Genomic DNA, 24,932 nt, shown 5'->3' on the forward strand with positions numbered 1-24,932 from the left:
CGCAATCCTCTCAATGGGCCATCAGGATAGGGATGGAGCACGTCGTGAGAAGGTCGCGCGTCGTCCCACCGAGCACCCATTCCCGGAGGCGCGAGTGGCCGTAGCCGCCCATGACGACGAGGTCCGTCGCCAGCCGCTGCGCCTCCTCCCGCAGGACCTCCGAGGCGCGCCGGCCGTCAGCGGGAACATGATACAGCTCGGTTGCGACGCCGTGACGGTCGAGATGGCGGGCGATGTCGGCGCCGGGCTCGCGGCCGTTCTCCTCCGGCGCCCCGTCCTCGTCGACCATGGCCACGACCACGCGCGTCGCCGCCTGCAGGAACGGCATCGCCTCCGCCACGGCGCGCGCTGCCTCGCGGCCATCGTTCCAGGCGATGAGGACGCGCTTGATCGGCACAGCGGGGACCGGCGCGTCGGGGGCGAGGTAGACGCCGCGGCCCGATCCGAAGAGGGCGGCTTCGACGACCGTCGGCCAGTGCTCGCCCGCGTCGTTGCTGTAGGGACGCAGCGCCACGAAGAGATCGGCCGAGCGCGCCTGTGTGGCCACGGCGCTCGCGAGCTCCCCGGGGAAGACGTCGAACCGCCGCAGCTCGTTCGGCACGGCGAGACGCTCGAGGCGCCGCACCAGCACCCCATGTGCCCCGTCGCCCCGCTCGCGCACTTCCCGCTCGACGTCGGCCATGATGGCCGCCGCCGAGACGCCGCCGTCAACAGGGACCGCCATGTTGGGGATGAGATTCGTGTAGATGCCGGTGACATGCGCACCGAAGGCAAGCGCGATGCGCTCGGCATGGCCGATGCGCACCTCGTCCGCGCCGGTGCCGTCGAGATGAACCATCACGTCCTTGATCATGACAGGATCCTCGCTGGCCGCTGACGATATCCGCCTCGCGATGCCTCCTGCATGAACCGCGCACGCGGATCCGATCACGACCCGAATACCTTGGCACCTGTGGAGGCGAAGGCATTGAGGCACGTCAAGCGGCACCCGTTGCTTCGCGGCGGCGCCCCCCTGGAGCATCTTCCGCCGAAGTGGACGCCGGTTCGGTGAAGAACCGAAGGTCCGCGCCAGCGAGAATGCTCTGTTCTCAGAAAGCCGGAGCACTTCCCGTTTCAACTGAATCGGGAGGTGCTCCAGCGGCCGCTCCTTCAATTTGACGCGGGTCATGGCCATTGCCGGGCTCTTGCGCCAGGAGAAGGAGAGGCGCGAGCCCAAGGCACGCCGCAAGCGGGGCTCCGCGCTCATCCGGAGGGAGACCGCCCATGCGCGAGGAGATCGTCCACTTGCGCCGAGCACGCGCCAAGCTCGTCGAGGAACGCCGCACGCTCGCGGCTCGCATGGCGAGCGACGAGCATGTCGCCTCAAATTTCGCCGAAGCCTTTCAGCAGATACAGCAGACGATCGAGCGGCTCGATCGGGCCATCGAGGACGAGAAGGACATCGGCTCGACGACGCACAGGAACAGCGATTGAGGCGCGCCCGGGCGGTCCCGGTGTGCGTTCGGATCCCCCACCAACGGTCGCGGCCACCCATGCCGTGGCCTGCCTCCGGTTGCCGACAAGGGAAATGACGCCGATCATCTCGCCGCCAGAGGATCACGGATGGCGGTGCCAAGGTCGTCATCCCGCCCAAGCGCAATCGCAAGGTTCGGCGGCCCTACGATGCCGATCTCTGCAAGGAGCGCAATCGCATCGAGCGCTTCTTCAACAAGCTCAAGCAGTTCCGTCGTGTCGCGTCACGCTATGACAAACTGCTCCCCAACTTCATGCGCTTCGTCAAACTCGCAGCTATCGCTATCTGGATCGAATAGTTAAATCGTCACTACAGCCTAGAGAGCGCCTGTAACGCTTGCTGGAACTTAGCCTTGTTCAGAGTTCTTTGCGCCTTGCGGCTTTGAGTTTGTGACCAACCTTGACGATAGCGTCCAGCGCAGGCACGAATTCTTGCCCAAGCCGCGTAAGGGCGTATTCCACTGAGGGCGGCGTCGTCGGCTGGATGGTGCGGGTGACAACCCCCCGGCCTTCCAGTTCCTTCAGGCGCTGGGACAACACCTTGGCCGAAACGGGCGGGATGTCGAGCCGCAGCTCGTTGAAGCGTCGCGGTCCGGCGCGCAAATGCCAGATCACATTCGGCGCCCACGCGCCGGCAATGATCGCCATGCACTCTGTGAGGGCACAAGGCTCCGGCGGCGGAATGCTGCGGTTCTTGCGGACCTTGAGGCTCATGACCGGACCCGGTTACTGCGAGGAAACCGGAATATTTCGTAACTGATAGAAACTAGGTTGGCAAGAGAAACTCATAGTGCCTAACCTCCCGCTGCACACGGCAAGGAGGTTTTCATGAGGCTCTACTTCAAACCCGGCGCCTGCTCGATGTCGTCGCGGATCGTGCTGATCGAACTCGACCTGGCTTTCGATGCCGTCAAGGTCGACACGGATCGCGGTGTGACGGAATCTGGGCGCGACTATCGCGCCATCAATCCCAAAGGATATGTGCCCGCCCTGGAACTCGCTGACGGCGCCGTCCTGACCGAGAATCCGGCGATCCTTCAATTTCTCGCCGACACTCATCCCGAAGCCGGCCTCGCGCCCGCTCATGGCACGCTGGAACGGGCGCGTCTGCAGGAGTGGCTCAACTTCACCTCATCCGAACTTCACAAGGCGTTCGGCCCGTATTTTCGTGGTCAGCCGCTCGAAGAGGCGGAGAAGGAACAGGTCGACATCCGACTGGCGCGGCGCATTGGCGATGTGGAACACGGCTTGTCCGACGGCAGGGATTTCATCCTCGGCAACAGGTTCACTGTGGCGGACGCCTATCTGTTTGTCGTGCTGAACTGGTCGAGCTTTATCGGGCTCAACCTGGAACGCTGGCCGTATGTCGCGGCCTACGTGACACGCATTGCCGCTCGGCCCTCGGCGCGCCAAGCGATGCGCCAGGAGGGGCTTGTTGCCGATGAGGTTGCAGCATGACTTCGGCCTTCGATGACATCACCGGCGTCCTCCAAGAGTATTTCGATGCGCTCCACTTCTGCGACGTCGACAAGCTGCAGCGTGTTTTTCACCCCAAGGCGATCTATGCCACCGCGGACGAAACGCCACTGCTGTACCGCACCATGGAGGAGTACGTGCCGGTGGTCGCCGCTCGGCAGTCGCCGGCCTCGCACAATGAGGCCCGGCGCGATCATGTCGACGCCATTGAGCTCGCTGGCGAGAATACCGCTGTGGCGCGTGTGCGCTGCTCGATCGGCCAACGCGATTTCGTGGACTTCCTCAGCATGGTGCGCACCGATGGCCGCTGGCGGATCATCGCCAAGGTCTTTCAGATCATCGAGCGCCAGCAATAGGGAACGAACAACATGCCATATGTGAACATCAAGATCACACGCGAAGGTGCGACGCCGGAACAGAAAGTCAAACTCATCAAGGGCGTGACCGATCTCCTGGTCGAGGTGCTCGACAAGAACCCGGCAACCACCTTCGTCGTGATCGATGAGGTCGATCTGGAAGACTGGGGAATCGGCGGCCTTCCCGTCGCGGAGTATCGCAAGAAGCACCGCCAATCCGAGCCTTCGTGAGAAAGGCGGGAGGCGTTTTTCCACGCCTCCCGCCTTCCGACTGCTCCTTCAGACCGGCTACGGCCAAACAACGGGTCGCCTTGGGCGGTCACCAGGCGTCAATCCGGCCCTCCTCAGGGGGCAACACAACTGTGGAGGCACCCGAAGGATGCCGCAGGGTGGCCTATAAGATGTTGTAATTAAAGGGGATTGAACTTAAAAATGCCGCATCTGAAGCGTGATCCCGTTTGATGAGCGCCAACTGAAATTGCTTGCCATGGAATTGCCAGCCGGCAGTCTCTCTGGGCTCAGGACCTATTAATTGACGAGCGAATGTGATTCAGAGTCCTTTTCGGGGAGGCTCTGATGAGTTCTCTCGTGAATCAATAGGTCATGAGCCTAGGGGATTTGCCACGTTCTCAATTGCAATTTCCGCCAGGATTAGCGTCGATGCAAGGAAAACATTCTCTGTTTGAGCATTATCCCATAGATGGACAAGTTGTTGTGGCCGGAGAGGCGCTCACGACACCATACCATATCTATGATGGGACCATGTGTCTCATCGGTGGGACAGTCCTCGCAGACGCGGCGTTGGATCTGCTTTCCCGGGAAGGTTTGACGCCAGTGCTCGACGACGGCGGCCGGGCCCTGGCGGCAGTTTGGGTGTGCGATTTCACCGAAGCCAATCTTGGGCCGCATCACGAACTGCAGATCTCGCTTTTTGCCGCTTCGCGTCCGATACGACCACTCAAGGCCCATCCCTTCGCCATCCTTCGCGCATTCACGACAGTGCCGGAGGCCCGGATGGTCTGTCATGGACTGTGGAACAGCACTGAGCGAGTGGTTCGCTACAATTCCGAACATCTCTGCCTGAATGCGGCTTTTTCAGCCAGCGAAGTCAGGCGAGGTGACGGGCAGATGGCCTTTCACTTTCCGGATACAGCGGGAAATCTGATCGCGGAGGGAACGATCCGTATCGCGCGCGGCCAATCCATGAGCGTGATCTGGCAGGTTGTTCGGCATCTGGGCATAGGGACAATGATCAGATCCGCCCGATCGCCCTATATCCACATTCCTGTTGTCAACACCCGAGGTGCTTTTTCCAAGAAGAATCTCATCTCTGATACGTACTCGCAAGGAGAGAAGCAGCTGATCCGTCGGTTCGATTCCCGGGACAGATTGATCATTGGTCATCCGGTATACGCCCCTCTGGACTTTAAGCCAGATTTCGTCCAGCAGATCGATGGCGTTGGATTTGTATACCTTCGCCCTCAACCGTGGAGCGATTGAAATGTGCCAAAGCCACGACGAGCGAGTGGCTCGTTTCAAAGCGTGCGGTGGAATGGCCGTCGGCTTCATTGCCGCGGAGCGGTTCCTTGTCCGGGGGGCGGCGGTCACAATCGGGAGGTTATCATGGCGCCAATAACTGCGGGCGAGCTTCCACCTGGCGCTCTGCTAATTCGCTACTGCGGCCGCGGTGCCTACACGGACTGCTATGTCACGACCGTGCTAGGTCGTATCACTCAAGCACGCTATGTCGAGGCCTTCTACACTACACCTCTCTTCAAGGCCGAACGCCTGCTGCTGACTTGGCTCGCTGGCCGCCCATCAACAGACTCCGAGGCACGGCAACTTGCGTCCGGCGAAATCTCGACCTTTGCCGCCTGGAGGGTTGAGGACCGCCATCCTGACCAGATCCTGCTACGCGACTTCCAGGGGCACACCCGATCCTGGCTCATGAGCACTGTAGATGCGACGAGCACCTCTCCGGCTACGACGCTGTATTTCGGTTCTGCGATTGTACCTCGAAGAGGACATGACTCGATCGGAGCCGGGTTTCGTGCGCTGCTCGGCTTCCATCGGCTGTACTCGCGAGCATTGATGCGATCCGCTGTTATGCGCTTGGGAGCATCGAGTTCAGCGAATTCCTGAGCGTTCAAGAATTTCCATCCACGATCAGCTCTTGGTGCATTTGGCTTGTGCATCGCCAGGGACAGGTCGAACAGGCTGTATCAAGATACCACGAATGCCTTTCGTTCCGGTCCGCCGCTCGGGTGCGGCGGACGCAAGGGGCTTTGCGGCGCACTTCAGGCCGTGTTGGCCATCCTTCGGGGGCCAGCACAACCAGCCAATGATCGCCGTTCTCAGCTGCAGCCCGTCGTTCCGCCGCAGGTGTCGCACTTCATGCAGGTGCCGTTGCGCACGAGCGTGAAGTTGCCGCATTCGGGGCAGGCTTCGCCTTCGTAGCCCTTCATGCGCGCCTCGGCGCGGCGGTCGGCGACCGAGGCTGCCTTGGCGGCGGCGGGCGAGGGGGCGGCGAAGCCGAGCTTCGCCATGTCCGCTTCGCTCACGGCCTCCTCCTCCGGCTCGCCCTTCAGCGCCGTCGCGCCGGAGGTGGAGAAGGCGACGACGCTGCCGCCGCCCGCTGCCGTCGTGGTCGAGCGGACCTCGCCGCCACCGGCGATGGTCAGGAGATTCGTCGCCTTGCCGCGCACGAAGCCCTTGGAGATCACCTGCGGGCCCGGCATCGGCGTCTGCGGTGCCTTGCCCTGGGCTACGCCGCCGCCGAGCACGTCGTGCCCGATCTCGGTCGGCTCGATATGGGCGAGGTCGTGACGGCCGAGGTAGGAGATGGCGAGCTCGCGGAAGACGTAGTCGAGGATCGAGGTGGCGTTCTTGATCGACTGGTTGCCCTGCACGAAGCCCGCCGGCTCGAAGCGGGTGAAGGTGAAGGCCTCCACGAACTCCTCGAGCGGCACGCCGTACTGCAGGCCGAGCGACACGGCGATGGCGAAGTTGTTCATCATCGCCCGGAAGGCCGCGCCCTCCTTGTGCATGTCGATGAAGATCTCGCCGAGGCGGCCATCGGCATATTCCCCGGTGTGCAGATAGACCTTGTGGCCGCCGACGATCGCCTTCTGCGTGTAGCCTGTGCGCCGGTCGGGCAGCTTCTCGCGCTCGCGCACCCGCTCGACGCGCTCGACGATCCGCTCCACGATCTTTTCCGCCATCTGCGTGGCGCGCGCCGCGGCGGGCTGGGCGGCGAGCGCCTCGACCGCCTCCTCGGCCTCCTCCTCCTCGTCGGCGATGAGGGCCGCATTGAGCGGCTGCGACAGCTTGGAGCCGTCGCGGTAGAGGGCATTGGCCTTCAGCGCCAGGCGCCAGGACAGGAGGTAGGCGTTCTTGCAGTCCTCGACCGTCGCCTCGTTCGGCATGTTGATGGTCTTGGAGATCGCGCCCGAGATGAAGGGCTGCGCCGCCGCCATCATGCGGATGTGGCTCTCGACGGAGAGGTAGCGCCTGCCGATGCGCCCGCAAGGGTTGGCGCAATCGAAGACCGGCAGGTGCTCGCTCTTGAGATAGGGGGCGCCTTCGAGCGTCATGGCACCGCAGACGTGGATGTTTGCCGCCTCGATGTCGGCCTTCGAGAAGCCGAGGTGGGCGAGGAGCTCGAAGGAGGGATCGGCGAGCTTCTCGGCCGGCACCTTCAGCGTTTCGACGAGGAAATCCTCGCCGAGCGTCCATCTGTTGAAGACGAACTTGATGTCGAAGGCCGACTTCAGGCCCTTCTCGACCGCCTCGATCTTCTCGTCGGTGAAGCCCTTGGTCCGCAGGCTCGCGTGATTGATGGCCGGCGCCTGGGCGAGCGAGCCATGGCCGACGGCATAGGCCTCGATCTCGGCGATCTCGGCCTCCGGATAGCCGAGCACGCGCAGGGCATCCGGTACGGCCCGGTTGATGATCTTGAAATAGCCGCCGCCGGCGAGCTTCTTGAACTTCACGAGGGCGAAGTCGGGTTCGATGCCGGTGGTGTCGCAGTCCATGACGAGGCCGATCGTGCCGGTCGGCGCGATCACGGTCGCCTGGGCGTTGCGGTAGCCGTGCTGCTCGCCGAGCGCGAGCGCCCGGTCCCAGGCCGCCTTGGCGTGGGTCACGAACTCCTCGCCCTGGGCGCCGAGGGCGGCGCAGGAACCATGGTCGAGCGGCACGGGATTGATGGACAGCTTCTCGTACCCGTCCTCGCGGCCGTAGGCGGCGCGGCGGTGGTTGCGGATGACGCGCAGCATCGCCTCCGCATTCTTCTTGTAGGCCGGGAAGGGCCCGAGCTCGCCCGCCATCTCGGCCGAGGTCGCATAGGCGACGCCCGTCATGATGGCGGTCAGCGCGCCGCAGAGCGCGCGGCCGGCGGCCGAGTCGTAGGGCAGGCCCATGGTCATGAGCAGGCCGCCGATATTGGCATAGCCGAGGCCGAGCGTGCGGTATTCGTAGGACAGCTCGGCGATCTCGCGTGAGGGGAACTGCGCCATCAGGACCGAGATCTCGAGCACCACGGTCCACAGCCGGCAGGCGTGCTCGAAAGCCTCAATGTCGAAGCGGCGGGTGGCCCTGTTGTAGAACTGCAGCAGGTTCGCCGAGGCGAGGTTGCAGGCTGTGTCGTCGAGGAACATGTACTCCGAGCAGGGATTGGACGCCCGGATGCGACCACCGGCAGGGCAGGTGTGCCAGTCGTTCATCGTGGTGTTGAAGTGCAGGCCCGGATCGGCGGAGGCCCAGGCGGCGTAGCCGATCTTCTCCCACAGGTCGCGCGCCTTCACGGTCTTCGCGACCTTGCCGTCGGTGCGGCGGATGAGGTTCCAGTCCCCGTCCATCTCGACGGCCCGGAGGAAGGCGTCGGTGAGGCTCACCGAGTTGTTCGAATTCTGGCCCGAGACGGTGAGATAGGCCTCGGAATCCCAGTCCGTGTCGTAGACGTCGAACGAGATGTCCGTATAGCCCTGCTTGGCGAACTGGATGACGCGCTTGATGTAGTTGTCCGGCACGTGGTTGCGGCGGGCGAGCTTGATCTCGCGCTTGAGCGCCGGGTTCTTTTCCGGATCAAAGCAGGCATCATCCTTCGAGCCCCCCTGCGCCTCGCAGTTCACGCAGGCCTTCATCACGGCCTTCAGGTGCTTGCGCACGATCTTGGAGCCGGTGACGAGGGCGGCGACCTTCTGCTCCTCCTTCACCTTCCAGTCGATATAGGCCTCGATGTCCGGATGGTCGGCGTCGACCACCACCATCTTGGCGGCGCGGCGCGTGGTGCCGCCCGACTTGATGGCGCCGGCGGCGCGGTCGCCGATCTTGAGGAAGCTCATGAGGCCGGACGACTTGCCGCCGCCGGACAGCTTCTCGCCCTCGCCGCGCAGCTGCGAGAAGTTGGAGCCGGTACCCGAGCCATATTTGAACAGGCGCGCCTCGCGCACCCACAGGTCCATGATGCCGCCGTCATTGACGAGGTCGTCGCCGACGGACTGGATGAAGCAGGCGTGCGGCTGGGGATGCTCGTAGGCGGTCTTCGACTTGGTCAGCTTGCCCGTCTTGAAGTCGACGTAGAAGTGGCCCTGGCTCGGCCCGTCGATGCCGTAGGCCCAGTGCAGGCCGGTGTTGAACCACTGCGGCGAGTTCGGCGCCACCATCTGGTTGGCGAGCATGTAGCGGAGCTCGTCGAAGAAGGCTTGCGCATCCTCCTCGGTGGAGAAGTAGCCGCCCTTCCAGCCCCAATAGGTCCAGCAGCCGGCAAGGCGGTCGAACACCTGCTTGGAGGAGGTCTCGGAGCCGGACCGCTCGTCCTCGGGCAGGGCGGCCAGAGCCTCATCGTCCGCGACCGAGCGCCAGAGGAACGAGGGGACGTCGTTCTCCTCCACACGCTTCAGACGGCGCGGCACGCCCGCCTTGCGGAAATATTTCTGGGCAAGGACGTCCGTGGCGACCTGGCTCCACGACGCCGGCACCTCGATGCCGTCGAGCTTGAAGACGACCGATCCGTCCGGGTTGCGAATCTCGCTCGTCGCGAGCCGGAACTCCATCGTTGCATAGGGCGATTGATCCGCCTTCGTGTAACGTCGCTCGATCCGCATAGTCGTCGTCCCCACCAGCGCGGGCGAAAGGGCCCGCCGAGCCGCATCATGCGGCCCCCGCTCGGTCTGCTTGTTGCCTCGAATGCCGGCGACGGTTCATTGTTCGCCGCTCGATCGTGTCGCCTCGGCCGCTGCGGCGCTCCCGCGGGGCAAAAGGGCGCCGTCCGGCGCTTTTGGCGGCGCCGCGCGAGCCCTGGCACTGACCCTTCTGGGAGTATTCTCGAGCCCCGAAGGCCCGGTGCCGCGCAGCACGCGACGTGAGGGATAAGGTACTGCCGCCCGGGGCGGTGCGTCAAGGAGTTGTGCGGCGCCGGCCACGCAGCCCCTAAATGTTGTGAGAAGCTTGTGAACTTCGGGGAACGGTTCGCGGCATCGCGGTAAGTGTCGGCAATTGCGGCGGAAATCGATCGCCGCTGGAGCGTCGCACAAAGGGCGCAAAGCGGTCACAATTCATTTACCGTGATGGACGGGCGCCCGCCGACGGGTTCCGATCCGTCCCCGCACTTGACAGGCGGGGCGTGTCGCGCCGTGGGGCCGGCCAGCGGTCCGAGCCGGGCGAAGCCCTTGTCCGGGCGGCATCGAATCGTGGCGACCGGTCAGGGCGGATGATCGACCCGCCGAATCGCCGCGGAGCGGCTGGACAGGCGCTCCCTCAGTCGCCATAAGGGCCACGCCGCAACACGAAACGCCGCGGGACGCGCACGCGATGAAAAACTTCCTTCTCCAGTTCTTCACTTGGTGGAGCGGGCAGACGCTCGGCACGCGCTTTCATACATGGCGCCATGGCGAGCTCGTCGGCGAGGACGAGTTCGGCAACCGCTACTACCGCACGCGCGGCGGCAAGAAGTGCCCGGCTCTCGGCATCGAGCGGCGCTGGGTCATCTACAACGGCGAGGCCGAGGCCTCGATGACGCCTCCCGGCTGGAACGGCTGGCTGCACCACACGGTGGACGTGCCGCCGAGCCAGGAGAACTATCAGCCGCGCGAGTGGCAGAAGCCGCATCGCCCGAACCTGACGGGCACGCCGGCAGCCTATCGCCCCAGGGGGTCGACGCTGTCGACCGGCCAGCGTCCGCCCGCCACCGGCGACTATGAGCCCTGGACGCCCGGCGCCTGAGCGGCGCTGCCGTCCCACGCGGCGGCGGGTCGGCAGAGAACCGGCCGCCGCAGGCGGCGCCCCGCGGGCACGCGGGGAGGCAGGCGGGGATGGTGGACATCGTCGGCCGGGTCGGAGCGCAGGCCGATCCGCTCCACGGCAGGCCGCGAGCGACGGCTTCCCGCGAAGGAGATGGGGACGATCCCGGCCAGGCCGGGATCGCTGAAGCCGCAGGCGGGGCCGAGGCGATCCGTCCCGCGCTGTCGACGCAACCGCAGGCGCCGCGTCTCGCCGGCCGGAACGGAAGTCATTGCTCCTGCAAGACGCTGGCGGCCTTTGATCGCCACAATCGGCGTGTTAAGCACGCGGGTGAAGGCCCTTGCGCCCGCCGATACGCCGCCGATCCATACCTGCGCCACGTCGCACAGCGAAGCCCGAGTATGACGTTATTGTTCAGCCTGCGTGCCACTATCGCGGCCAGTGCCCTCGGCTTGGCCGTCGCGTCTCCGGCCGTTGCCGACAAGATCAGGAATCCGACGGCGGTCTTTTCCGGCCTCGACAAGATCACCGGGCGCATCGTGTCCTTCGAGGTCGGCGTCGACGAGACGGTGCAGTTCGGTGCCCTGCAGCTCACGCCGCGTGTGTGCTATTCGCGCCCCTCGACCGAGACGCCGAACACGACGGCCTTCATCGAGGTGGACGAGGTGACTGTCGGCAACGAGTATCGGCGCATCTTCACGGGCTGGACCTTTGCGTCAAGCCCGGGCCTGCACGGCATCGAGCATCCCGTCTACGATATCTGGCTCACCGAGTGCAAAGGCGGCACCGAGGTGATTCCCGAGCCGAAGGAGGCCTCGGCTCCGGCCGAGCCGCAGGTGAAGCCGGTCGAGAAGCCCAAGCGTCCGCCTCAGCCGCGCGCCGGCGCCGTCGACGGGTCGCGCGGCAGCGACCTTGCTCCCCCGCCGGGCGTGCCCGCGCAGCCGCGCCAGCCGACGCAGCGCTACTATCCGACGAACCAGGGAGCGCCAGCGCCCGCGGGCAGCGACCTGCGTCCGCCGGCGCCGGTCCCGCTCCGGCCCGACGCCACACGCTGAACCGCCGCAGTCGAGGGAAGGGGCGGTCCGGCCGCCGCCTGCCGACGGGCATCACCGGAATCGCCGTTTCGTCAGGCGGGTGGGCGCCTTTCTCGATTCATTTTGCGGGGAAGGCGGTCGCCCGGCGGCCGACGAGGACGAAGCCGACGAGGGCCAGAATCGTGAAGACGGCGCCGGCGAGGAAGGTCGCCTGCGGTCCCTGCGCGTCCCACAGTGCCCCGGCAATCACGCTCGCCGCGAGCATGGCGATGCCGCCCGCGAGGTTGAACAGGCCGAAGGCCGTGCCGCGCAGATGGACGGGGGCGGTGTCGGCGACCAGGGTGGCGAGCAGGCCCTGCGTGAAGCCCATGTGCAGCCCCCAGAACGCGATGCCCAGCGTGACGCCGGCAAGCCCGGTCGAGAGCGCCAGGATCAGGTCGGCGACGATCAGCATGAAGATGCCGGCGACAAGCACGCCGCGGCGCCCGACGCGGTCGGACATGACGCCGGCCGGATAGGCGGCAAGCGCGTAGACGACGTTCATGACGACGAGCACCGCCGGCACCAGCGACGGCTGCAGGCCGACGCTCTGCGCGCGTAAGAGCAGGAAGGCTTCGCTGAACCGCGCCAGCGTCAGGACGCCGGCGACGGCGACGACGCGCCAGAAGGCCGCGGGCAGGTATCGCATGTCCGCGAGGCGCAGGCGGGGCCTCGCGGGGGCCGCGGCATGCCTCTCCGGTTCCCGTATGCCGAACACGAGCAGGGCCACCGCCAGGACGGCCGGAACGACCGCCACCCAGAACACGAGGGTGAAGTGCCCGGCTGTGGCTGCCATGAGCGCAATGGCGGCGAGCGGACCGAGAAAGGCCCCGATCGTGTCCAGCGTCTGCCTCAGCCCGAAACTCGCGCCACGCAGGCCGGGCGGAGCGAGATCGGCGATCAGGGCGTCGCGCGGCGCTCCGCGGATGCCCTTGCCGATGCGGTCGACGAAACGCGCCGCCACGAGCCAGCCGACGGTGGGGGCGAGCGGAAAGACCGGTTTCGTGAGGGCCGCCAGCCCATAGCCGACCACGGTGAGGAGCTTTCGCTTGCCGAGCCAGTCGGAGATGCCGCCCGAGACGACCTTCGTGACCAGGGCCGTCGCCTCGGCAATGCCTTCAATGATGCCGACGGTCAGCATCGACGTACCGAGGACGGTGACGAGATAGATGGGCAGCAGCGCATGGATCATCTCCGACGAGACGTCCATGAACAGGCTGACGAAGCCCAGCACCCATATGCCGCGCGGGATGCCGCGCCAGGTGGCGGGCGGCGCCTCGGATGCGGCTGTGCCGGATTGCGAGGCGGCGGCGGTGGCTGCGCCGGGCTGGGGTGACGAGGTTTCGGCTGTCATCGTCGGCGCATCCTGCGGCCTGCGGCGGACAAGGTCATACAGGAGGAGGCGCCCCCTTCACAACCGGCCGGGACTGGAGCCGGCCGAGCTCAGAAGCCGGGCTCGCCGGCCGGCGCATCCCACGGCGGCGCGATCTCGGCCAGCGCCTCCGCGCCCGGCACGATCCTGCCGGGGGGCCAGCTCCACCAGTCGGCCGTCAGGCTGATCGCTCGGTCGAGAGCCCGCAGATAGACCTGGCGCGGCACCTCGACCGCGCCGAAGCTGGCGAGATGCGGCGTGACGAACTGGGTGTCGAGCAGGCGGAAGCCGCCGCGGCGCAGGCGGGCGACGAGATGCACGAGCGCAACCTTCGACGCGTCGCGCTCGTGGTGAAACATGCTCTCGCCGAAGAAGGCCGCACCGATCCTCAGGCCGTAGAGTCCGCCGACGAGCCGGCCGTTGCGCCAGGCTTCGACCGTGTGGCAATGCCCGAGGTCGAAGAGCCGGCCATAGAGCTCGCGGATGCGGGCATTGATCCAGGTCCGCTCCCGGCCGGCCGCCGGCATGGCGCAGCCGGCGATGACGCCGTCGAAGTCGTGATCGACACGGATCTCGAACCTGTCCGATGCGACCGTGCGGGCAAGCCGCTTGGAGACATGGAAGCCGTCGAGCGGGATGATGCCCCGCTCGCGCGGCTCGACCCAGAACAGTCCCGGGTCCTCGGCGCTCTCCGCCATGGGAAAGATGCCGCAGGCATAGGCCTTCAGCAGGGTTTCCGGCGTGATGTCGACGCGGGCAGGGCCACTCATGACGGCAGACTTGGGCGTTCCCTCGGACTTGCCGCATCATCGCGCCGAGGGGCAGGGCATGCCAAGCGCCTTGCCCTCAACCCTCAGCCGGCGTGCGCCTCGACGTCCGGCAGGCCGCCGCTCTTCAGGAAGCCTTCCAACCAGTGAATGTCGTAGAGGCCGTTCTGGATGTCCTGGTTGCGCACCAGCATGCGGAACAGCGGGATGGTCGTGTCGATGCCGTCGACGACCACCTCGTCGAGCGCGCGGCGCAGGCGCATCAGGCATTCGGTGCGCGAGCGACCGTGCACGATGAGCTTGCCGACGAGGGAGTCGTAGTGCGGAGGGATCCGATAGCCCTGGTAGACTGCCGAGTCGACGCGCACACCGAGGCCGCCCGGCGGGTGATAGTAGCTGATCAGGCCGGGCGAGGGGCGGAAGGTGGCGTGGTGCTCGGCATTGATGCGGCACTCGATCGCGTGGCCTTCGATCTGCACCTCTTCCTGCCGGATCGACAAGGGATTGCCGGCCGCGATGCGGATCTGCTCGTTGACCAGATCGATGCCGGTGATCATCTCCGTCACCGGATGCTCGACCTGGATGCGCGTGTTCATCTCGATGAAGTAGAACTGGCCGTCCTCGTAGAGGAACTCGATCGTGCCCGCGCCGAGATAGCGGAGCTCCTGCATCGCCTTGGCGCAGATGGCGCCGATGCGATCGCGCTCGGCCTTGTTGAGGGCAGGCGAGGGCCCTTCCTCCCACACTTTCTGGTGCCGGCGCTGCAGCGAGCAGTCGCGCTCGCCGAGGTGGATGGCGCCGCCCTTGCCGTCGCCAAGCACCTGAATCTCGATGTGGCGCGGCTTCTCCAGATATTTCTCGATGTAGACGGCATCGTCGCCGAAGGCGGCCTTCGCCTCCGTGCGCGCCGTCAGCAGCGCATGGGCGATGTCGGCCTCGCTGCGCGCCACCTTCATGCCGCGCCCGCCGCCGCCAGCTGCCGCCTTGATGAGGACCGGATAGCCGATCTCCCCGGCGATGCGCCTGGCCTCAGTGTCGTCGCTCACGCCGCCGTCCGAGCCCGGGACGCAGGGGATGCCGAGGCGTTGCGCGGTGCGCTTGGCCTCGATCTTGTCGCCCATGAGGCGGATGTGCTCCGCCTTCGGCCCGATGAAGGCGATGTTGTGGTCGGCGAGCATCTCGGCGAAGCGGGCGTTCTCCGAGAGGAAGCCGTAGCCGGGGTGCACCGCGTCCGCTCCCGTGATCTCGCAGGCGGCAATGAGCGCCGGCATGTTGAGATAGCTTTCGCGCGCGGCCGGCGGGCCGATGCATACGCTCTCGTCGGCGAGGCGCACGTGCATGGCATCGGCGTCCGCGGTCGAGTGCACGGCGACGGTCGCGATGCCGAGTTCCTTGCAGGCGCGGAGGATGCGCAGCGCAATCTCGCCACGGTTCGCGATGAGGATCTTGTCGAACATTCTTTCGCCCGGCTCTCGCGGCTCGTCCGCGGGGGATTACTCGATGACGAGCAGCGGCTCGCCGTATTCGACCGGCTGGCCGTCCTCGACGAGAATCGCCGTGACCGTGCCGGCGCGCGGCGCCACGATGTCGTTGAAGGTCTTCATGGCCTCGACGAGGAGGAGCTTGTCGCCCGCCTCGACCTTCGAGCCCACCTCGACGAAGGGCTTGGCGTCGGGTGAGGGCCGTCGGTAGGCCGTACCCACCATGGGCGAGGTGACGGCGCCGGGGTGTTCGCCGCTCGGCTTGGCGGCGACCGTCGTGGACGGCGCGGCGACGGGGGCGGGCGCCGGCGCACTCATGGGGGCTGCGTAGGCCGGCTGCGGTGCAACGGGCACCGTGACAGTGGCCGGCGCCGGCATGCGTGCGACGCGAATGCGCAGGTCACCCTTCTCGACCTCGATCTCTGTGAGATGGGTCTCGGCGATGAGGGTCGCGAGCTCGCGCACGAGCTCCGGATCGATGGGGCCTTGCTTGTTGTTTGCCATGGGCCTTTCGTTCTCAGGTTCGGCCGCCGCTCGCCTGCGCGCGCTCGCGCAGCAGCGGCACGATGGCGTCAAGGGCGAGCAGGTAGCTCGTCGCCCCGAAGCCGCAGATGACGCCCGCGCAGACGGGCGCGATGGTCGAATGATGGCGGAAGCTCTCGCGCGCATGCACGTTCGAGAGGTGCACCTCGATGGCGAGCGCGTCGACGGCCTTGATGGCGTCCCGCAGCGCGATCGACGTATGCGTGTAGGCGGCCGCATTCAGGACGATGCCCGCGCCGGCGAGCCCCGCTTCCTGGATGAAGGTGACGAGCTCGCCCTCGACATTCGTCTGTCGGAAGACGATCTCCACGCCCAATGCGTCGGCACGGGTGCGAATTCGCCGCTCGATCTCGGCGAGCGTCAGCGAGCCGTAGGTCTGCGGCTCGCGCGTTCCGAGCAGGTTGAGATTGGGTCCGTTGAGGACGTGGACGGCTATCATCACCTGTTTACCGGCCGGGCCCAGCGCGGCCCGGCCGCGACGCCCCGGCCCTCTTAGCCAAAAGGCGGCTGAAGGGGAAGAGGAACGGCGCCGTTCAGGGGGACGCGACGGCGAAAGCCTGGGGGAAATATGCGCCTGGGGCGTCAGCGCGTCGGTTTGGCGTTGTTGCGCGCGGCGTCGACGGCGGCCTTCAGGGGCTCGTAGCCGACCGCGCCCGGGATGATCTCCTCCCCGACGATGAAGGCGGGCGTGCCGCTCAGGGCGAGCTTGTCGCCGAGCCGCACCGTCTCCTCGATGGCCGCGCGCACGTCTTTGCCCTCCATGTCCTTGGCGAGCTTTGCCGTGTCAAGGCCCATGTCCTTGGCGACGGCCATGGCGCGATCCTTGCCGACGCGGCCCTTCGATGCCATCAGTCTCTGGTGGTACTCGAAGTACTTGTCGCCGGTGAGCTGGTGCTTGACGGCGAGCGCGACGTAGGCGGCCTCCACGGAATCGGGGCCGAGGACGGGGAAGTCCTTCAGCACGACGCGCAGGTTCGTGTCCTTCTTGACGAGTTCGGCCACGTCGGCCATTGCGCGTTTGCAATACCCGCAGTTGTAGTCGAAGAACTCGACGAGCGTGACGTCGCCCTTGGGGTTGCCGACGACGATATTGGCAGGCGACTCGTACAGGGCCTTTGCCTCCGACAGCAAGGCGTTGCGCTGCGCCGTGCGCTGCAGGTCCTGCTGGCGCTTTTCGAGCGCCACCAGCGCCTCCTGCAGGACTTCCGGGTTCTGTATGAGATAGTCGCGAATGACGCTCTCGATCTCCTTCTTCTGCGAAGGCGAGAACTCGGCCGCGGCGGCCGGCATGGCGCCGAGCGCCAGCGACAGGCCGGCCGCGGCTGCGAAGGAGCGGGGGAGGTGGAACACGGAATTCATCGATCGATCCTCGGGCTCTGTCGGAGCGGGCGCCAGCCGGTGCCCGCCAGCAATTCATCGCTGCGGTTTCGGGGGTTGGTAAGTCAGGATGTCGTCGGCCTTCAGCCAGCCCGGCGATCCTTTCGGCAGCTTGGCCTGGGCACGGGAGGCCTGGGTGGCCGCCGCGCTCCATTCTCCCTGGGCGAAGTAGTACTGGGCGGAGGCGAGCTCCGCCATGGCAATGTTGCCCTTGCGCGCGTAGGCCGTGGCGAGGTGGCGGAAGTTCTCCGCCGAATCCGGCTCGCGCTGCGTCGCGTTCTGCAGTTCACGGATCGCCTCGTCCATGACCGCCGGATTGTCCGTCGCCACGAGGGCATGGCCGAGCATGCCGCGGATCAGGGCTGAGGACGGCGCCATCGAGACGGCCTTGCGCAGCGGCTCGACGGCCTCGCGGGCGCGCCCGCCCTCGAGCAGTGCTTGCCCCTTCAGCTCCCAGAAGTAGGGATTGCCGGGCTGCTCCTTGATCAGGCCGTCGATCTGCGCGACGGCGTCCATGAGCCGACCCGAGCGATAGGTGGAGATCGCGCGGGCATATCGGGCCGCAAGCGACCCATCGCTCGGCGGATAGCGCCGCAGCACCGTTTCCGGCCGCTCGGTGAACCCGACGAGCTTGGCGCGCATCAGGTCGTGGCGGGCCTGAAGGGTGGGCGGGTCCTTCCTGCTGTAGTTCGGGCTCTGCTTGGCGAGGGCCTCCAGATTGGCGATGCGCTCCTGCGGCATCGGATGACTTTGCAGATAGGGGTCGATCGACGCCGTGCGGAAGATCGCTTCGTCGGCGAAGCGGCGGAAGGTGTCGAGCATGCCCTTGGGCGACTGGCCTGTGGCGTTGAGGTAGCGCAGCGCCGCTTGATCCGCCGCCTGTTCCTCGCCGCGCGCATAGGCGAGGAGATTGCGCTTCACGAGCTCCTGCGAGCCGGCGAGGACACCGGCGCCGCCGTAGCCGGCATTGCCGACGCGGCTGCCGGCGGCCGCCGAGCCGGCGAGCGCCGCCGCGCCGAAGAGCATACCGACGACGGATAGAATCTGCGCATTGGCGATCTGTTCGCGCAGGCGCGCCAGATGCCCGCCGGCGATATGGCCGCTCTCGTGCGCCAGGACGCCAATGACCTCGTTCGGGGTCTTCGAGTCGATCAGGGCACCCGTATTGATGAAGATGCGCCGCCCGTCTGCCACGAAGGCATTGAACGACCGGTCGCCGATCAGCACCACCTTGACCGAGCCTGAGCGGATGCCGGCGGCCTTGAGGATCGGCGCCACATAGTCGCGCATGAGCTGCTCGATCTCGGTGTCGCGGATGATCGTGCGTTGCTGCGCGCCGGCGGGCAGGGGGGAGAGCGCCATCGCGGCCGCGGCGAGGCAGGCCACGGCCCTGCGCCATCTGCGCTCTGGACGTTTCGTCCGGTCGCTCGGAAACGGGCCGCGGAGCATGATGGCGTCGAGTGTTAGGGAGGTATTCCGCAATAGGTCAACTCAGAAGGATGTCATCGGCCCGTGAAACCGGCCGCATTGTGTCGCGAACGTGGGCACGATAACGGTGCACGTCCGTTCGGAGAAGCCGGTTCCTCATGCGCAGTCTTCCCACCAATGCCCCATCGCCCGCCCGTCTCGTCGCGGCGCGAGCCGCCGGCGTCTCGCCGTTTCTCGCCATGGATGTCTTGTCTGCCGCAAAGGCAAAAGAAAGGCGGGGCGAGCAGGTGGTGCACATGGAGGTGGGCCAGCCGTCGGCGCCGGCGCCGCGGCTCGCGCGCGAGGCCGCGAGCGCAGCACTCGCGCGTGGCCATATCGGCTATACGGAGGCCCTCGGAATACCCTCGCTGCGCGAGCGGATCGCCAGCCATTACGGCGAGACCTACGGCGTCGAGGTCCCGCCCGAGCGGATCGTCGTGACCACCGGCTCGTCCGCCGGATTCGTTCTCGCCTTCCTGTCGCTGTTCGAGCCTGGTGCGCGGGTCGCCATCACGGCGCCGGGCTATCCCGCCTATCGCAACATCTTCGGCGCGCTCGGCATCGAGGTCGTGCCGGTTCCGGTCGGCCCGTCGACCCGCTGGGTCATGGACGGCGATGCCGTCGCGCGGATGCATGCGGAGAGGCCGCTTGCCGGTGTTCTCATCATGAGCCCGGCCAATCCGACCGGCACGATGATGAGCCGGCAGGCCTTGGCGAGCCTTGCTGCCAAGTGCCGCGAACTCGGCATCTGGCTGGTTTCGGACGAGATCTACCACGGGCTTACCTACGAGGCGCCGGCCGAGACCGCCCTGCGCTTCGACGACGAGACCGTCGTCGTCAATTCCTTCTCCAAGTACTATTGCATGACCGGCTGGCGCATCGGCTGGCTCGTCGTGCCAGACGCGCTGGTGCGGCCGATCGAGCGGCTTGCGCAGAATCTCTACATCTCGCCCCCCTATCTCAGCCAGGTCGCCGCGGAAGCGGCCTTCTCGGCGGTGGAAGAGCTCGAGGCCGTCAAGGCCGGCTACGCTGCCAACAGGGCGATGCTTCTCGAGGAGCTGCCGCGGATCGGGCTGGGGGAGGGGCCATCGGTCGATGGCGCCTTCTACGCCTATATCGATGTCACGCGCTTCACCAACGATTCCGCCGAGTTCTGCCGCCGCATGCTGAACGAGGCCGGGGTGGCGGCGACTCCCGGCCTCGACTTCGATCTCGAACGGGGCGCGCGCTATCTGCGCCTGTCCTTCGCCGGCTCGCACGAGGACTGTCGCGAGGCGATAGCGCGCCTGCGCGGCTGGCTCGCCTGATCGGCACAGCGCGGCGGCCGCCGGCTTCCGACCCGATCCCTGAACGACAACGGCGGCGGAAACGAAGTCCCGCCGCCGTTCGTTCCCTTGCCTCGACCGTGCGCGCTATTCGCCCGTGAGCGTGGCCTTGGCCCGCGACCACCAACCCGTGCGCTTCGGCCGGTTGGGATCGACGACCTCCTCGATCACGACGGGCTCCGGCTCCGGAGCGGCAGGGGCCTCGGGCGCGGCCTCGGGCTCTTCGGCCGGTACGCCGGCTTCGGCGACCGCAGCTTCAGGCTCGCTCGCCGCGGCGAGGGGGACACCCGCTTCGCCCGGTGGCTCGACGGCGGGCTGCCCGACAGGCTCGATCGGGGCAGGTTCCTCGCCCGCGACCGTCGCCGGCTCGCGCTCGCCGGCCTCACCCGCCTCCGCCTCGGCGGGGCCGCCGCGACGCCCGCGGCGGCCGCCACGCCGGCCGCGCCGCCGCCGCTGCCCGCCATCCTCCTCGGCTGCACCTTCGGCAGCCTCCGCCATGGAGGGCTCCAGCGCTTCCCCGGATGCGGGGACCTCTGCGGTCGTCTCCTGCCCGGAGGTCGCAAGCACGACTTCCGCCCCTTCCTCCTCCTCGGCCGCACCTTCCGCAGCCTCGGCCTCGCCGGCCGCGGCGCCAAACTCGGCGGGCTCCCGCCCCTCGCGCATCTCGCCGCCGCGACCGCGCCGCCGCCGCCGACGACGCCGGCGACGTCCGCCCTCTTCCTCGCCGGCCTCGGCGCGCTCGGGCCGCTCCAGGCGCTCCCCTTCCTCCAGGGCCGCCCGCGCCGGCGCGATCTCGATGATCTCGGCCTCCTCGACCGGCGCGATGGTATCGACCTGGATGCCGGTGGCCGCCGCCTTGTGCTCCAGCCGCAGCGCCGGCTCACCCCGCTCCAGGGTGAAGTAGGTCGTTCCCGTCAGGCTGTCGTCGGCGAGAACGGTGATGGCGACGCCGAAGCGGTTCTCCAGTTCGCGCACGTGGATGCGCTTCTGGTTGAGGATGTAGAGGGCGACTTCCGTGCGCGTCTTGACCGTGAGGTTGTTGGCCGCGCTCTTCAGAAGCGTCTCCTCGAGCGAGCGCAGGATGTGCAGCGCGACGGAGGGCGTCGCGCGGACGAAGCCCGATCCGCCGCAGTGCGCGCAGGTCACCGTGGAGCTCTCGAGCACGCCGGTGCGGATGCGCTGGCGTGACATTTCGAGAAGTCCGAAGGCCGAGATCCGGCCGACCTGGATGCGGGCCCGGTCGTTTTTCAGGCAATCCTTCAGCTTCTTCTCGACGGCGCGGTTGTTGCGCTTCTCCTCCATGTCGATGAAGTCGATGACGATGAGGCCGGCGAGGTCGCGCAGGCGCAGCTGCCGCGCGATCTCCTCGGCCGCCTCGAGATTCGTCTTGAGCGCCGTGTCCTCGATGTTGTGCTCGCGCGTCGAGCGGCCCGAGTTCACGTCGATCGAAACGAGCGCTTCCGTCGGGTTGATGACGATGTAACCGCCGGAGCGCAGGGTCACCTGATTGGAGAACATCGCGTCGAGCTGGGCCTCGACGCCGAAGCGCGCGAAGAGCGGATGCGTATCCTTGTAGGGGCGCACGACCTTGGCATGGCTCGGCATGAGCATGCGCATGAAGTCCTTGGCCTCGCGGTAACCCTCGTCGCCGGAGACCTGAACCTCGTCGATGTCCTTGTTGTAGAGGTCGCGGATGGCGCGCTTGATGAGCGATCCTTCCTCGTAGACAAGGGCAGGGGCCGATGACTTCAAGGTCAGCTCGCGCACGCTCTCCCACAGGCGCAGGAGATATTCGAAGTCGCGCTTGATCTCGGCCTTGGTGCGCGCCGCGCCGGCCGTGCGCAGGATGACGCCCATGCCCTCCGGCACCTCGAGCTCCTGCGCAACCGACTTGAGCCGCTTGCGGTCGGTGGCATTGGTGATCTTGCGGGAAATGCCGCCGCCGCGCGCCGTGTTCGGCATCAGCACGGAGTAGCGGCCCGCGAGCGACAGATAGGTGGTCAGCGCCGCGCCCTTGTTGCCACGCTCTTCCTTGACAACCTGGACCAGAAGGATCTGCCGGCGCTTGATCACCTCCTGGATCTTGTACTGCCGGCGCAGCGGACGATGGCGCCGGTCCGGCACTTCCTCGAGCGCGTCGGCGCCGCCGCCGACCTGCTCGACGATCTCTTCCTCGCCGACATGCTCGCCGTTGTCGCCGTTGTCGCCCCTGTCTTCCTTGGCGGATTCGCCGACTTCCGTCGGCTCGGGAGCCTCGGCGCTCACCGCTTCGGCGGCCACCGTCTCGCCGCCGTCCTGCGTCTTGGGCGCTGCCTGCCGGCGTCCCTTGCGCCTGGCCGCCCGATCCTCGTCGCGCTCGGCGTCGCGCTCCGCCCGTGCCTCCTCCTCGAGCAGCGCCAGCCGATCGGCGACGGGGATCTGGTAGTAGTCGGGATGAATCTCGCTGAAGGCGAGGAAGCCGTGCCGATTGCCGCCATACTCCACGAAGGCCGCCTGCAGCGACGGCTCAACGCGCGTGACCTTGGCGAGATAGATATTGCCGCGCAGCTGCTTCCGGCTGGCGGATTCGAAATCGAACTCTTCGACCCGGTTACCGCGAACCACCACCACCCGGGTTTCTTCCGGGTGGGAGGCGTCGATGAGCATTTTGTTGGCCATGTTGAACTCTCGAGCAGGCGACCGCGGGCGCGTGGCGCGTCGAAGCCCTGCCGCGGGATCGCGGCCGGCTGGTTTCCTCGACGGCGGAGACGATGCTCGCCGAACGGTCGCTGGCGCGCCGGACGGAGCCGGCGCTGTGGTGGAAGGGGTGAAACGCTGAACCTGGGACCCGGGCGGCGACGATTGCGCGCGGCACGGCCGTCGCGTCGCCGATCACGGTCTGCGACGGAGCGAGCCGGGCTTTCGAGAAAGAGCCGCCCATGTCCTCCGGTCCTCAATCCTCACGCCGCGGGGACCGGGTCGATGAGACCGGTGCCGCGGAAACCGCTGCGGCGCTTGCGCGCAGCCTCGCGACAACCGTCACGGCGCGCACCGATAGGGCCGCGCGAACATGGCCGCGCCCAGTGCGCGGCAATCTGGCAGTCGGCGCCTCGCCCGTCGGAACGGAAGCGATGCAGAGCGACGCCGAAACGGAGTCAGTTTCATTACAGACGCGTGTCGGCATTTGGCAAGCGGGAAGGTTGCCGGACGGGAATGTTGCGCCGCCGCAACGCCTTCACGCGGAGGTGTCGCAAAGCGCTGGAGAAGTGTTAACCGGCCGCTTCCTATCTCTTAAGCAACGGGGGAGGCTGACGAGGCGGGAACAAGCGACGACCGATCGATGGAACGGGCTCGAATCGAACCGGGCGGAGGCGGGAGACGCGGACCTTGCCGCAAGCTTCTTGCCGTGGTCGGCCTGACCATCATCGCCGCGATGGCCGGCGCCGTTGTCGCTCCTGCGCAGGAATCGCCCAGGCCGATCACGCTGACGGCCGAGAGTTCGGTCGCTGCCGCCTTGCCTACCGTCGCCGTGGCTGTCGAGACGGCGATCGAGGCGAAGAGCGCGCGCCTCACCTTTACCCTGTCACGCCCGGTGGAAGCCAAGGCCTTCCTGCTGGAGCGTCCGGACCGGGTCATCGTCGACCTGCCCGAGGTCAATTTTCAGTTACCGCCCGATGCCGGGCGCCAGAGAAGGGGCCTGGTCAGCTCGTTCCGTTACGGCCTGTTCGCGCCCGGCCGCTCGCGGATCGTCATCGACCTGGCGGAGCCTGCGCTCGTCGCACGCGCCGCAAGCACGGAGGACGGCGCCGTCGCGTCGCTGACCATCGAACTCACCCGTACCGATCGCGCGACCTATCGCAAGGCGGCGCTCAAGCCGACGGCAGAACCCGCGGAAGCGCCCGCGGCGGCCCCGCCATCCGCAGTCCCCGTCGACGCCGCCGCTGCCGCCAAGCCGCTCATCGTGCTCGACCCGGGCCACGGCGGCGTCGACCCCGGCGCCTCCGGCCCCGGTGGCGTCGTCGAGAAGGACGTGGTGTTCGCCTTCGCCCAGCGTCTCAGGAACAAGCTGGAAGCGACGGGCCGATATCGCATCCTCATGACGCGCGACACCGATACCTTCATCTCCCTGGGGCGCCGGGTACGCATCGCGCGCGACGCAAAGGCCGACCTCTTCGTCTCGATCCACGCCGACACGCTGTCGGACAATCCCGATGTCCGTGGCGCCACCGTCTACACGGGTTCGGATTTCGCGAGCGACGCGGAAGCCGCGCGGCTGGCCGACAAGGAAAACCGGGCGGACCAGATCGCCGGCGTCGAGGCCCAGGAGGATGCCGAGGACGTCGTGGGCATTCTCCTTGATCTCACCAAACGCGAAACCCGCGCCTTCTCGACCGATTTCGCGCGGAAGCTGGTTGCGTCCCTGCAGAGCGCAGTCAAGCTCAACAAGAACCCGCACCGCTCGGCCGGCTTTCAGGTGCTCAAGGCGCCCGACGTGCCGTCGATCCTCCTCGAGCTCGGCTATCTGTCGAGCGCCAAGGATGCCGACCTTCTCACCTCCGAGAGCTGGCGCGACCGGTCCACGGAGGCGCTCACCGCGGCCATCGACCGCTATTTCTCGACGCGGCTCGCCGGACAGCCGGTCGCCCCAGTTTCTCCATAGAGAGCCGCGACCATGGGCCTTTCCGCCGAGGCTGGCTTGACCGCGGCAGGCATGGTAGATGCCTCGCTTCTCCGGGGCGGCCGGCCGGTGCGGGCAGGGATGGCCGGCGTGCGCCCCCGGTCGTCGGTGTCGAGCCGCAGGGATGGACTGGGGGTACTCCCGCACGACGCCGCTGTCTTCGCGTCGGGACGATATGACGGAACGAGATGCCGTGTCGGTCTGCCGGGCTCGCCGCGACGGCCACATGGTGGGGAGGAGGGGAGGCGATTTTTGCGTCGGGGACTGCGAAAATCGCGCGGCAG

20 protein-coding genes and 1 pseudogene are annotated in these 24,932 nt (G+C 67.0%); 10 read left to right on the forward strand and 11 right to left on the reverse strand.

Annotation, left to right across the window (positions count from 1 at the left end; translation table 11 throughout):
* Nucleotides 1-10: 10 nt before the first annotated feature.
* Entirely contained in the window at nucleotides 11-853 is an 843-nt protein-coding gene (locus QNA08_RS00295; protein ID WP_283738693.1) for a universal stress protein, read from the reverse strand.
* Nucleotides 854-1,263: 410 nt separating this feature from the next.
* On the opposite strand from QNA08_RS00295, the gene QNA08_RS00300 reads away from it, so the two are divergent.
* Nucleotides 1,264-1,473 (forward strand): hypothetical protein, encoded by a 210-nt coding sequence (locus tag QNA08_RS00300; RefSeq protein ID WP_283738694.1) that lies wholly within the window; start codon nucleotides 1,264-1,266, stop codon nucleotides 1,471-1,473.
* Nucleotides 1,474-1,551: 78 nt separating this feature from the next.
* A pseudogene (locus QNA08_RS00305) lies at nucleotides 1,552-1,811 on the forward strand (transposase); the annotation flags it as partial.
* A 58-nt stretch (nucleotides 1,812-1,869) separates the two neighbouring features.
* Here the strand turns inward: QNA08_RS00305 and QNA08_RS00310 are convergent.
* Nucleotides 1,870-2,226 carry a winged helix-turn-helix transcriptional regulator gene (locus QNA08_RS00310; RefSeq protein WP_283738695.1) on the reverse strand — a complete coding sequence of 119 codons (357 nt, stop codon included), beginning with the start codon at nucleotides 2,224-2,226 and terminating at the stop codon, nucleotides 1,870-1,872.
* A gap of 114 nt (nucleotides 2,227-2,340) precedes the next feature.
* On the opposite strand from QNA08_RS00310, the gene gstA reads away from it, so the two are divergent.
* From gstA to QNA08_RS00330, 4 genes are all read left to right on the forward strand, one after another.
* Nucleotides 2,341-2,970, forward strand: a complete 630-nt coding sequence (gene gstA / locus QNA08_RS00315) for a glutathione transferase GstA (protein ID WP_283738696.1) — start codon at nucleotides 2,341-2,343, stop codon at nucleotides 2,968-2,970.
* Nucleotides 2,967-3,344, forward strand: coding sequence for a nuclear transport factor 2 family protein (locus QNA08_RS00320; RefSeq protein WP_283738697.1), 378 nt, complete (start codon nucleotides 2,967-2,969; stop codon nucleotides 3,342-3,344). The genes gstA and QNA08_RS00320 overlap by 4 nt, the downstream gene beginning before the upstream one ends.
* A gap of 12 nt (nucleotides 3,345-3,356) precedes the next feature.
* Entirely contained in the window at nucleotides 3,357-3,575 is a 219-nt protein-coding gene (locus QNA08_RS00325; RefSeq protein ID WP_283738698.1) for a tautomerase family protein, read from the forward strand.
* Between the two features lie 372 nt (nucleotides 3,576-3,947).
* On the forward strand, nucleotides 3,948-4,844 hold the full coding sequence (locus QNA08_RS00330; RefSeq protein WP_283738699.1) for a hypothetical protein: 897 nt from the start codon (nucleotides 3,948-3,950) through the stop codon (nucleotides 4,842-4,844).
* 854 nt (nucleotides 4,845-5,698) lie between these two features.
* Here the strand turns inward: QNA08_RS00330 and QNA08_RS00335 are convergent.
* On the reverse strand, nucleotides 5,699-9,451 hold the full coding sequence (locus tag QNA08_RS00335) for a vitamin B12-dependent ribonucleotide reductase (protein WP_283738700.1): 3,753 nt from the start codon (nucleotides 9,449-9,451) through the stop codon (nucleotides 5,699-5,701).
* Between the two features lie 706 nt (nucleotides 9,452-10,157).
* On the opposite strand from QNA08_RS00335, the gene QNA08_RS00340 reads away from it, so the two are divergent.
* Together QNA08_RS00340 and QNA08_RS00345 are read left to right on the forward strand one after the other, a co-directional pair.
* A complete protein-coding gene (locus QNA08_RS00340; protein ID WP_283738701.1) occupies nucleotides 10,158-10,568 on the forward strand; it encodes an NADH:ubiquinone oxidoreductase subunit NDUFA12 in 411 nt (136 codons plus the stop codon).
* Between the two features lie 419 nt (nucleotides 10,569-10,987).
* A complete protein-coding gene (locus tag QNA08_RS00345) occupies nucleotides 10,988-11,641 on the forward strand; it encodes a DUF2155 domain-containing protein (RefSeq protein WP_283738702.1) in 654 nt (217 codons plus the stop codon).
* A gap of 97 nt (nucleotides 11,642-11,738) precedes the next feature.
* Here QNA08_RS00345 and QNA08_RS00350 read toward each other — a convergent pair whose 3' ends face one another.
* The 7 genes from QNA08_RS00350 to QNA08_RS00380 form a co-directional block, all read right to left on the reverse strand.
* On the reverse strand, nucleotides 11,739-13,013 hold the full coding sequence (locus tag QNA08_RS00350) for an MFS transporter (RefSeq protein WP_283738703.1): 1,275 nt from the start codon (nucleotides 13,011-13,013) through the stop codon (nucleotides 11,739-11,741).
* Nucleotides 13,014-13,102: 89 nt separating this feature from the next.
* The gene (gene aat / locus QNA08_RS00355; RefSeq protein ID WP_283738704.1) at nucleotides 13,103-13,801 is read right to left on the reverse strand and encodes a leucyl/phenylalanyl-tRNA--protein transferase; all 699 of its coding nucleotides are present in this window, start codon (nucleotides 13,799-13,801) and stop codon (nucleotides 13,103-13,105) included.
* 83 nt (nucleotides 13,802-13,884) lie between these two features.
* Complete coding sequence (accC, locus tag QNA08_RS00360; RefSeq protein WP_283738705.1) at nucleotides 13,885-15,255, reverse strand: acetyl-CoA carboxylase biotin carboxylase subunit; 1,371 nt, start codon at nucleotides 15,253-15,255, stop codon at nucleotides 13,885-13,887.
* Between the two features lie 36 nt (nucleotides 15,256-15,291).
* The gene (gene accB, locus QNA08_RS00365) at nucleotides 15,292-15,783 is read right to left on the reverse strand and encodes an acetyl-CoA carboxylase biotin carboxyl carrier protein (RefSeq protein WP_283738706.1); all 492 of its coding nucleotides are present in this window, start codon (nucleotides 15,781-15,783) and stop codon (nucleotides 15,292-15,294) included.
* A gap of 13 nt (nucleotides 15,784-15,796) precedes the next feature.
* Complete coding sequence (gene aroQ / locus QNA08_RS00370) at nucleotides 15,797-16,261, reverse strand: type II 3-dehydroquinate dehydratase (protein ID WP_283738707.1); 465 nt, start codon at nucleotides 16,259-16,261, stop codon at nucleotides 15,797-15,799.
* A 143-nt stretch (nucleotides 16,262-16,404) separates the two neighbouring features.
* Nucleotides 16,405-17,181 carry a DsbA family protein gene (locus QNA08_RS00375; protein ID WP_283738708.1) on the reverse strand — a complete coding sequence of 259 codons (777 nt, stop codon included), beginning with the start codon at nucleotides 17,179-17,181 and terminating at the stop codon, nucleotides 16,405-16,407.
* Between the two features lie 54 nt (nucleotides 17,182-17,235).
* On the reverse strand, nucleotides 17,236-18,585 hold the full coding sequence (locus QNA08_RS00380; RefSeq protein ID WP_283738709.1) for a M48 family metalloprotease: 1,350 nt from the start codon (nucleotides 18,583-18,585) through the stop codon (nucleotides 17,236-17,238).
* A gap of 200 nt (nucleotides 18,586-18,785) precedes the next feature.
* Here QNA08_RS00380 and QNA08_RS00385 point away from each other — a divergent pair, with 200 nt between their 5' ends.
* Complete coding sequence (locus QNA08_RS00385; protein ID WP_283738710.1) at nucleotides 18,786-19,973, forward strand: pyridoxal phosphate-dependent aminotransferase; 1,188 nt, start codon at nucleotides 18,786-18,788, stop codon at nucleotides 19,971-19,973.
* Nucleotides 19,974-20,078: 105 nt separating this feature from the next.
* Here the strand turns inward: QNA08_RS00385 and QNA08_RS00390 are convergent, their stop codons facing one another.
* The gene (locus QNA08_RS00390) at nucleotides 20,079-22,649 is read right to left on the reverse strand and encodes an Rne/Rng family ribonuclease (RefSeq protein ID WP_283738711.1); all 2,571 of its coding nucleotides are present in this window, start codon (nucleotides 22,647-22,649) and stop codon (nucleotides 20,079-20,081) included.
* A gap of 754 nt (nucleotides 22,650-23,403) precedes the next feature.
* Between QNA08_RS00390 and QNA08_RS00395 the strand changes: the two genes are divergently transcribed.
* Nucleotides 23,404-24,630: an N-acetylmuramoyl-L-alanine amidase gene (locus QNA08_RS00395; RefSeq protein ID WP_422679841.1), complete on the forward strand. Its 1,227-nt coding sequence runs from the start codon at nucleotides 23,404-23,406 to the stop codon at nucleotides 24,628-24,630.
* Nucleotides 24,631-24,932 lie beyond the last annotated feature (302 nt).

The organism is Chelatococcus albus (genome assembly GCF_030067675.1).
In the GTDB taxonomy this organism is placed as follows: domain Bacteria; phylum Pseudomonadota; class Alphaproteobacteria; order Rhizobiales; family Beijerinckiaceae; genus Chelatococcus_A; species Chelatococcus_A albus.

Bases quoted from the DNA above. Each gene is read 5' to 3' on its own strand.
- QNA08_RS00350 (WP_283738703.1), bottom strand. From the start codon at position 13,013: ATGACAGCCGAAACCTCGTCACCCCAGCCCGGCGCAGCCACCGCCGCC.
- QNA08_RS00390 (WP_283738711.1), bottom strand. From the start codon at position 22,649: ATGGCCAACAAAATGCTCATCGACGCCTCCCACCCGGAAGAAACCCGG.
- QNA08_RS00385 (WP_283738710.1), top strand. From the start codon at position 18,786: ATGCGCAGTCTTCCCACCAATGCCCCATCGCCCGCCCGTCTCGTCGCG.
- accB (WP_283738706.1), bottom strand. From the start codon at position 15,783: ATGGCAAACAACAAGCAAGGCCCCATCGATCCGGAGCTCGTGCGCGAG.
- QNA08_RS00345 (WP_283738702.1), top strand. From the start codon at position 10,988: ATGACGTTATTGTTCAGCCTGCGTGCCACTATCGCGGCCAGTGCCCTC.
- aat (WP_283738704.1), bottom strand. From the start codon at position 13,801: ATGAGTGGCCCTGCCCGCGTCGACATCACGCCGGAAACCCTGCTGAAG.
- QNA08_RS00320 (WP_283738697.1), top strand. From the start codon at position 2,967: ATGACTTCGGCCTTCGATGACATCACCGGCGTCCTCCAAGAGTATTTC.
- gstA (WP_283738696.1), top strand. From the start codon at position 2,341: ATGAGGCTCTACTTCAAACCCGGCGCCTGCTCGATGTCGTCGCGGATC.
- accC (WP_283738705.1), bottom strand. From the start codon at position 15,255: ATGTTCGACAAGATCCTCATCGCGAACCGTGGCGAGATTGCGCTGCGC.
- QNA08_RS00300 (WP_283738694.1), top strand. From the start codon at position 1,264: ATGCGCGAGGAGATCGTCCACTTGCGCCGAGCACGCGCCAAGCTCGTC.
- QNA08_RS00395 (WP_422679841.1), top strand. From the start codon at position 23,404: ATGGCCGGCGCCGTTGTCGCTCCTGCGCAGGAATCGCCCAGGCCGATC.
- QNA08_RS00375 (WP_283738708.1), bottom strand. From the start codon at position 17,181: ATGAATTCCGTGTTCCACCTCCCCCGCTCCTTCGCAGCCGCGGCCGGC.
- QNA08_RS00310 (WP_283738695.1), bottom strand. From the start codon at position 2,226: ATGAGCCTCAAGGTCCGCAAGAACCGCAGCATTCCGCCGCCGGAGCCT.
- QNA08_RS00325 (WP_283738698.1), top strand. From the start codon at position 3,357: ATGCCATATGTGAACATCAAGATCACACGCGAAGGTGCGACGCCGGAA.
- aroQ (WP_283738707.1), bottom strand. From the start codon at position 16,261: ATGATAGCCGTCCACGTCCTCAACGGACCCAATCTCAACCTGCTCGGA.
- QNA08_RS00335 (WP_283738700.1), bottom strand. From the start codon at position 9,451: ATGCGGATCGAGCGACGTTACACGAAGGCGGATCAATCGCCCTATGCA.
- QNA08_RS00340 (WP_283738701.1), top strand. From the start codon at position 10,158: ATGAAAAACTTCCTTCTCCAGTTCTTCACTTGGTGGAGCGGGCAGACG.
- QNA08_RS00295 (WP_283738693.1), bottom strand. From the start codon at position 853: ATGATCAAGGACGTGATGGTTCATCTCGACGGCACCGGCGCGGACGAG.
- QNA08_RS00330 (WP_283738699.1), top strand. From the start codon at position 3,948: ATGAGCCTAGGGGATTTGCCACGTTCTCAATTGCAATTTCCGCCAGGA.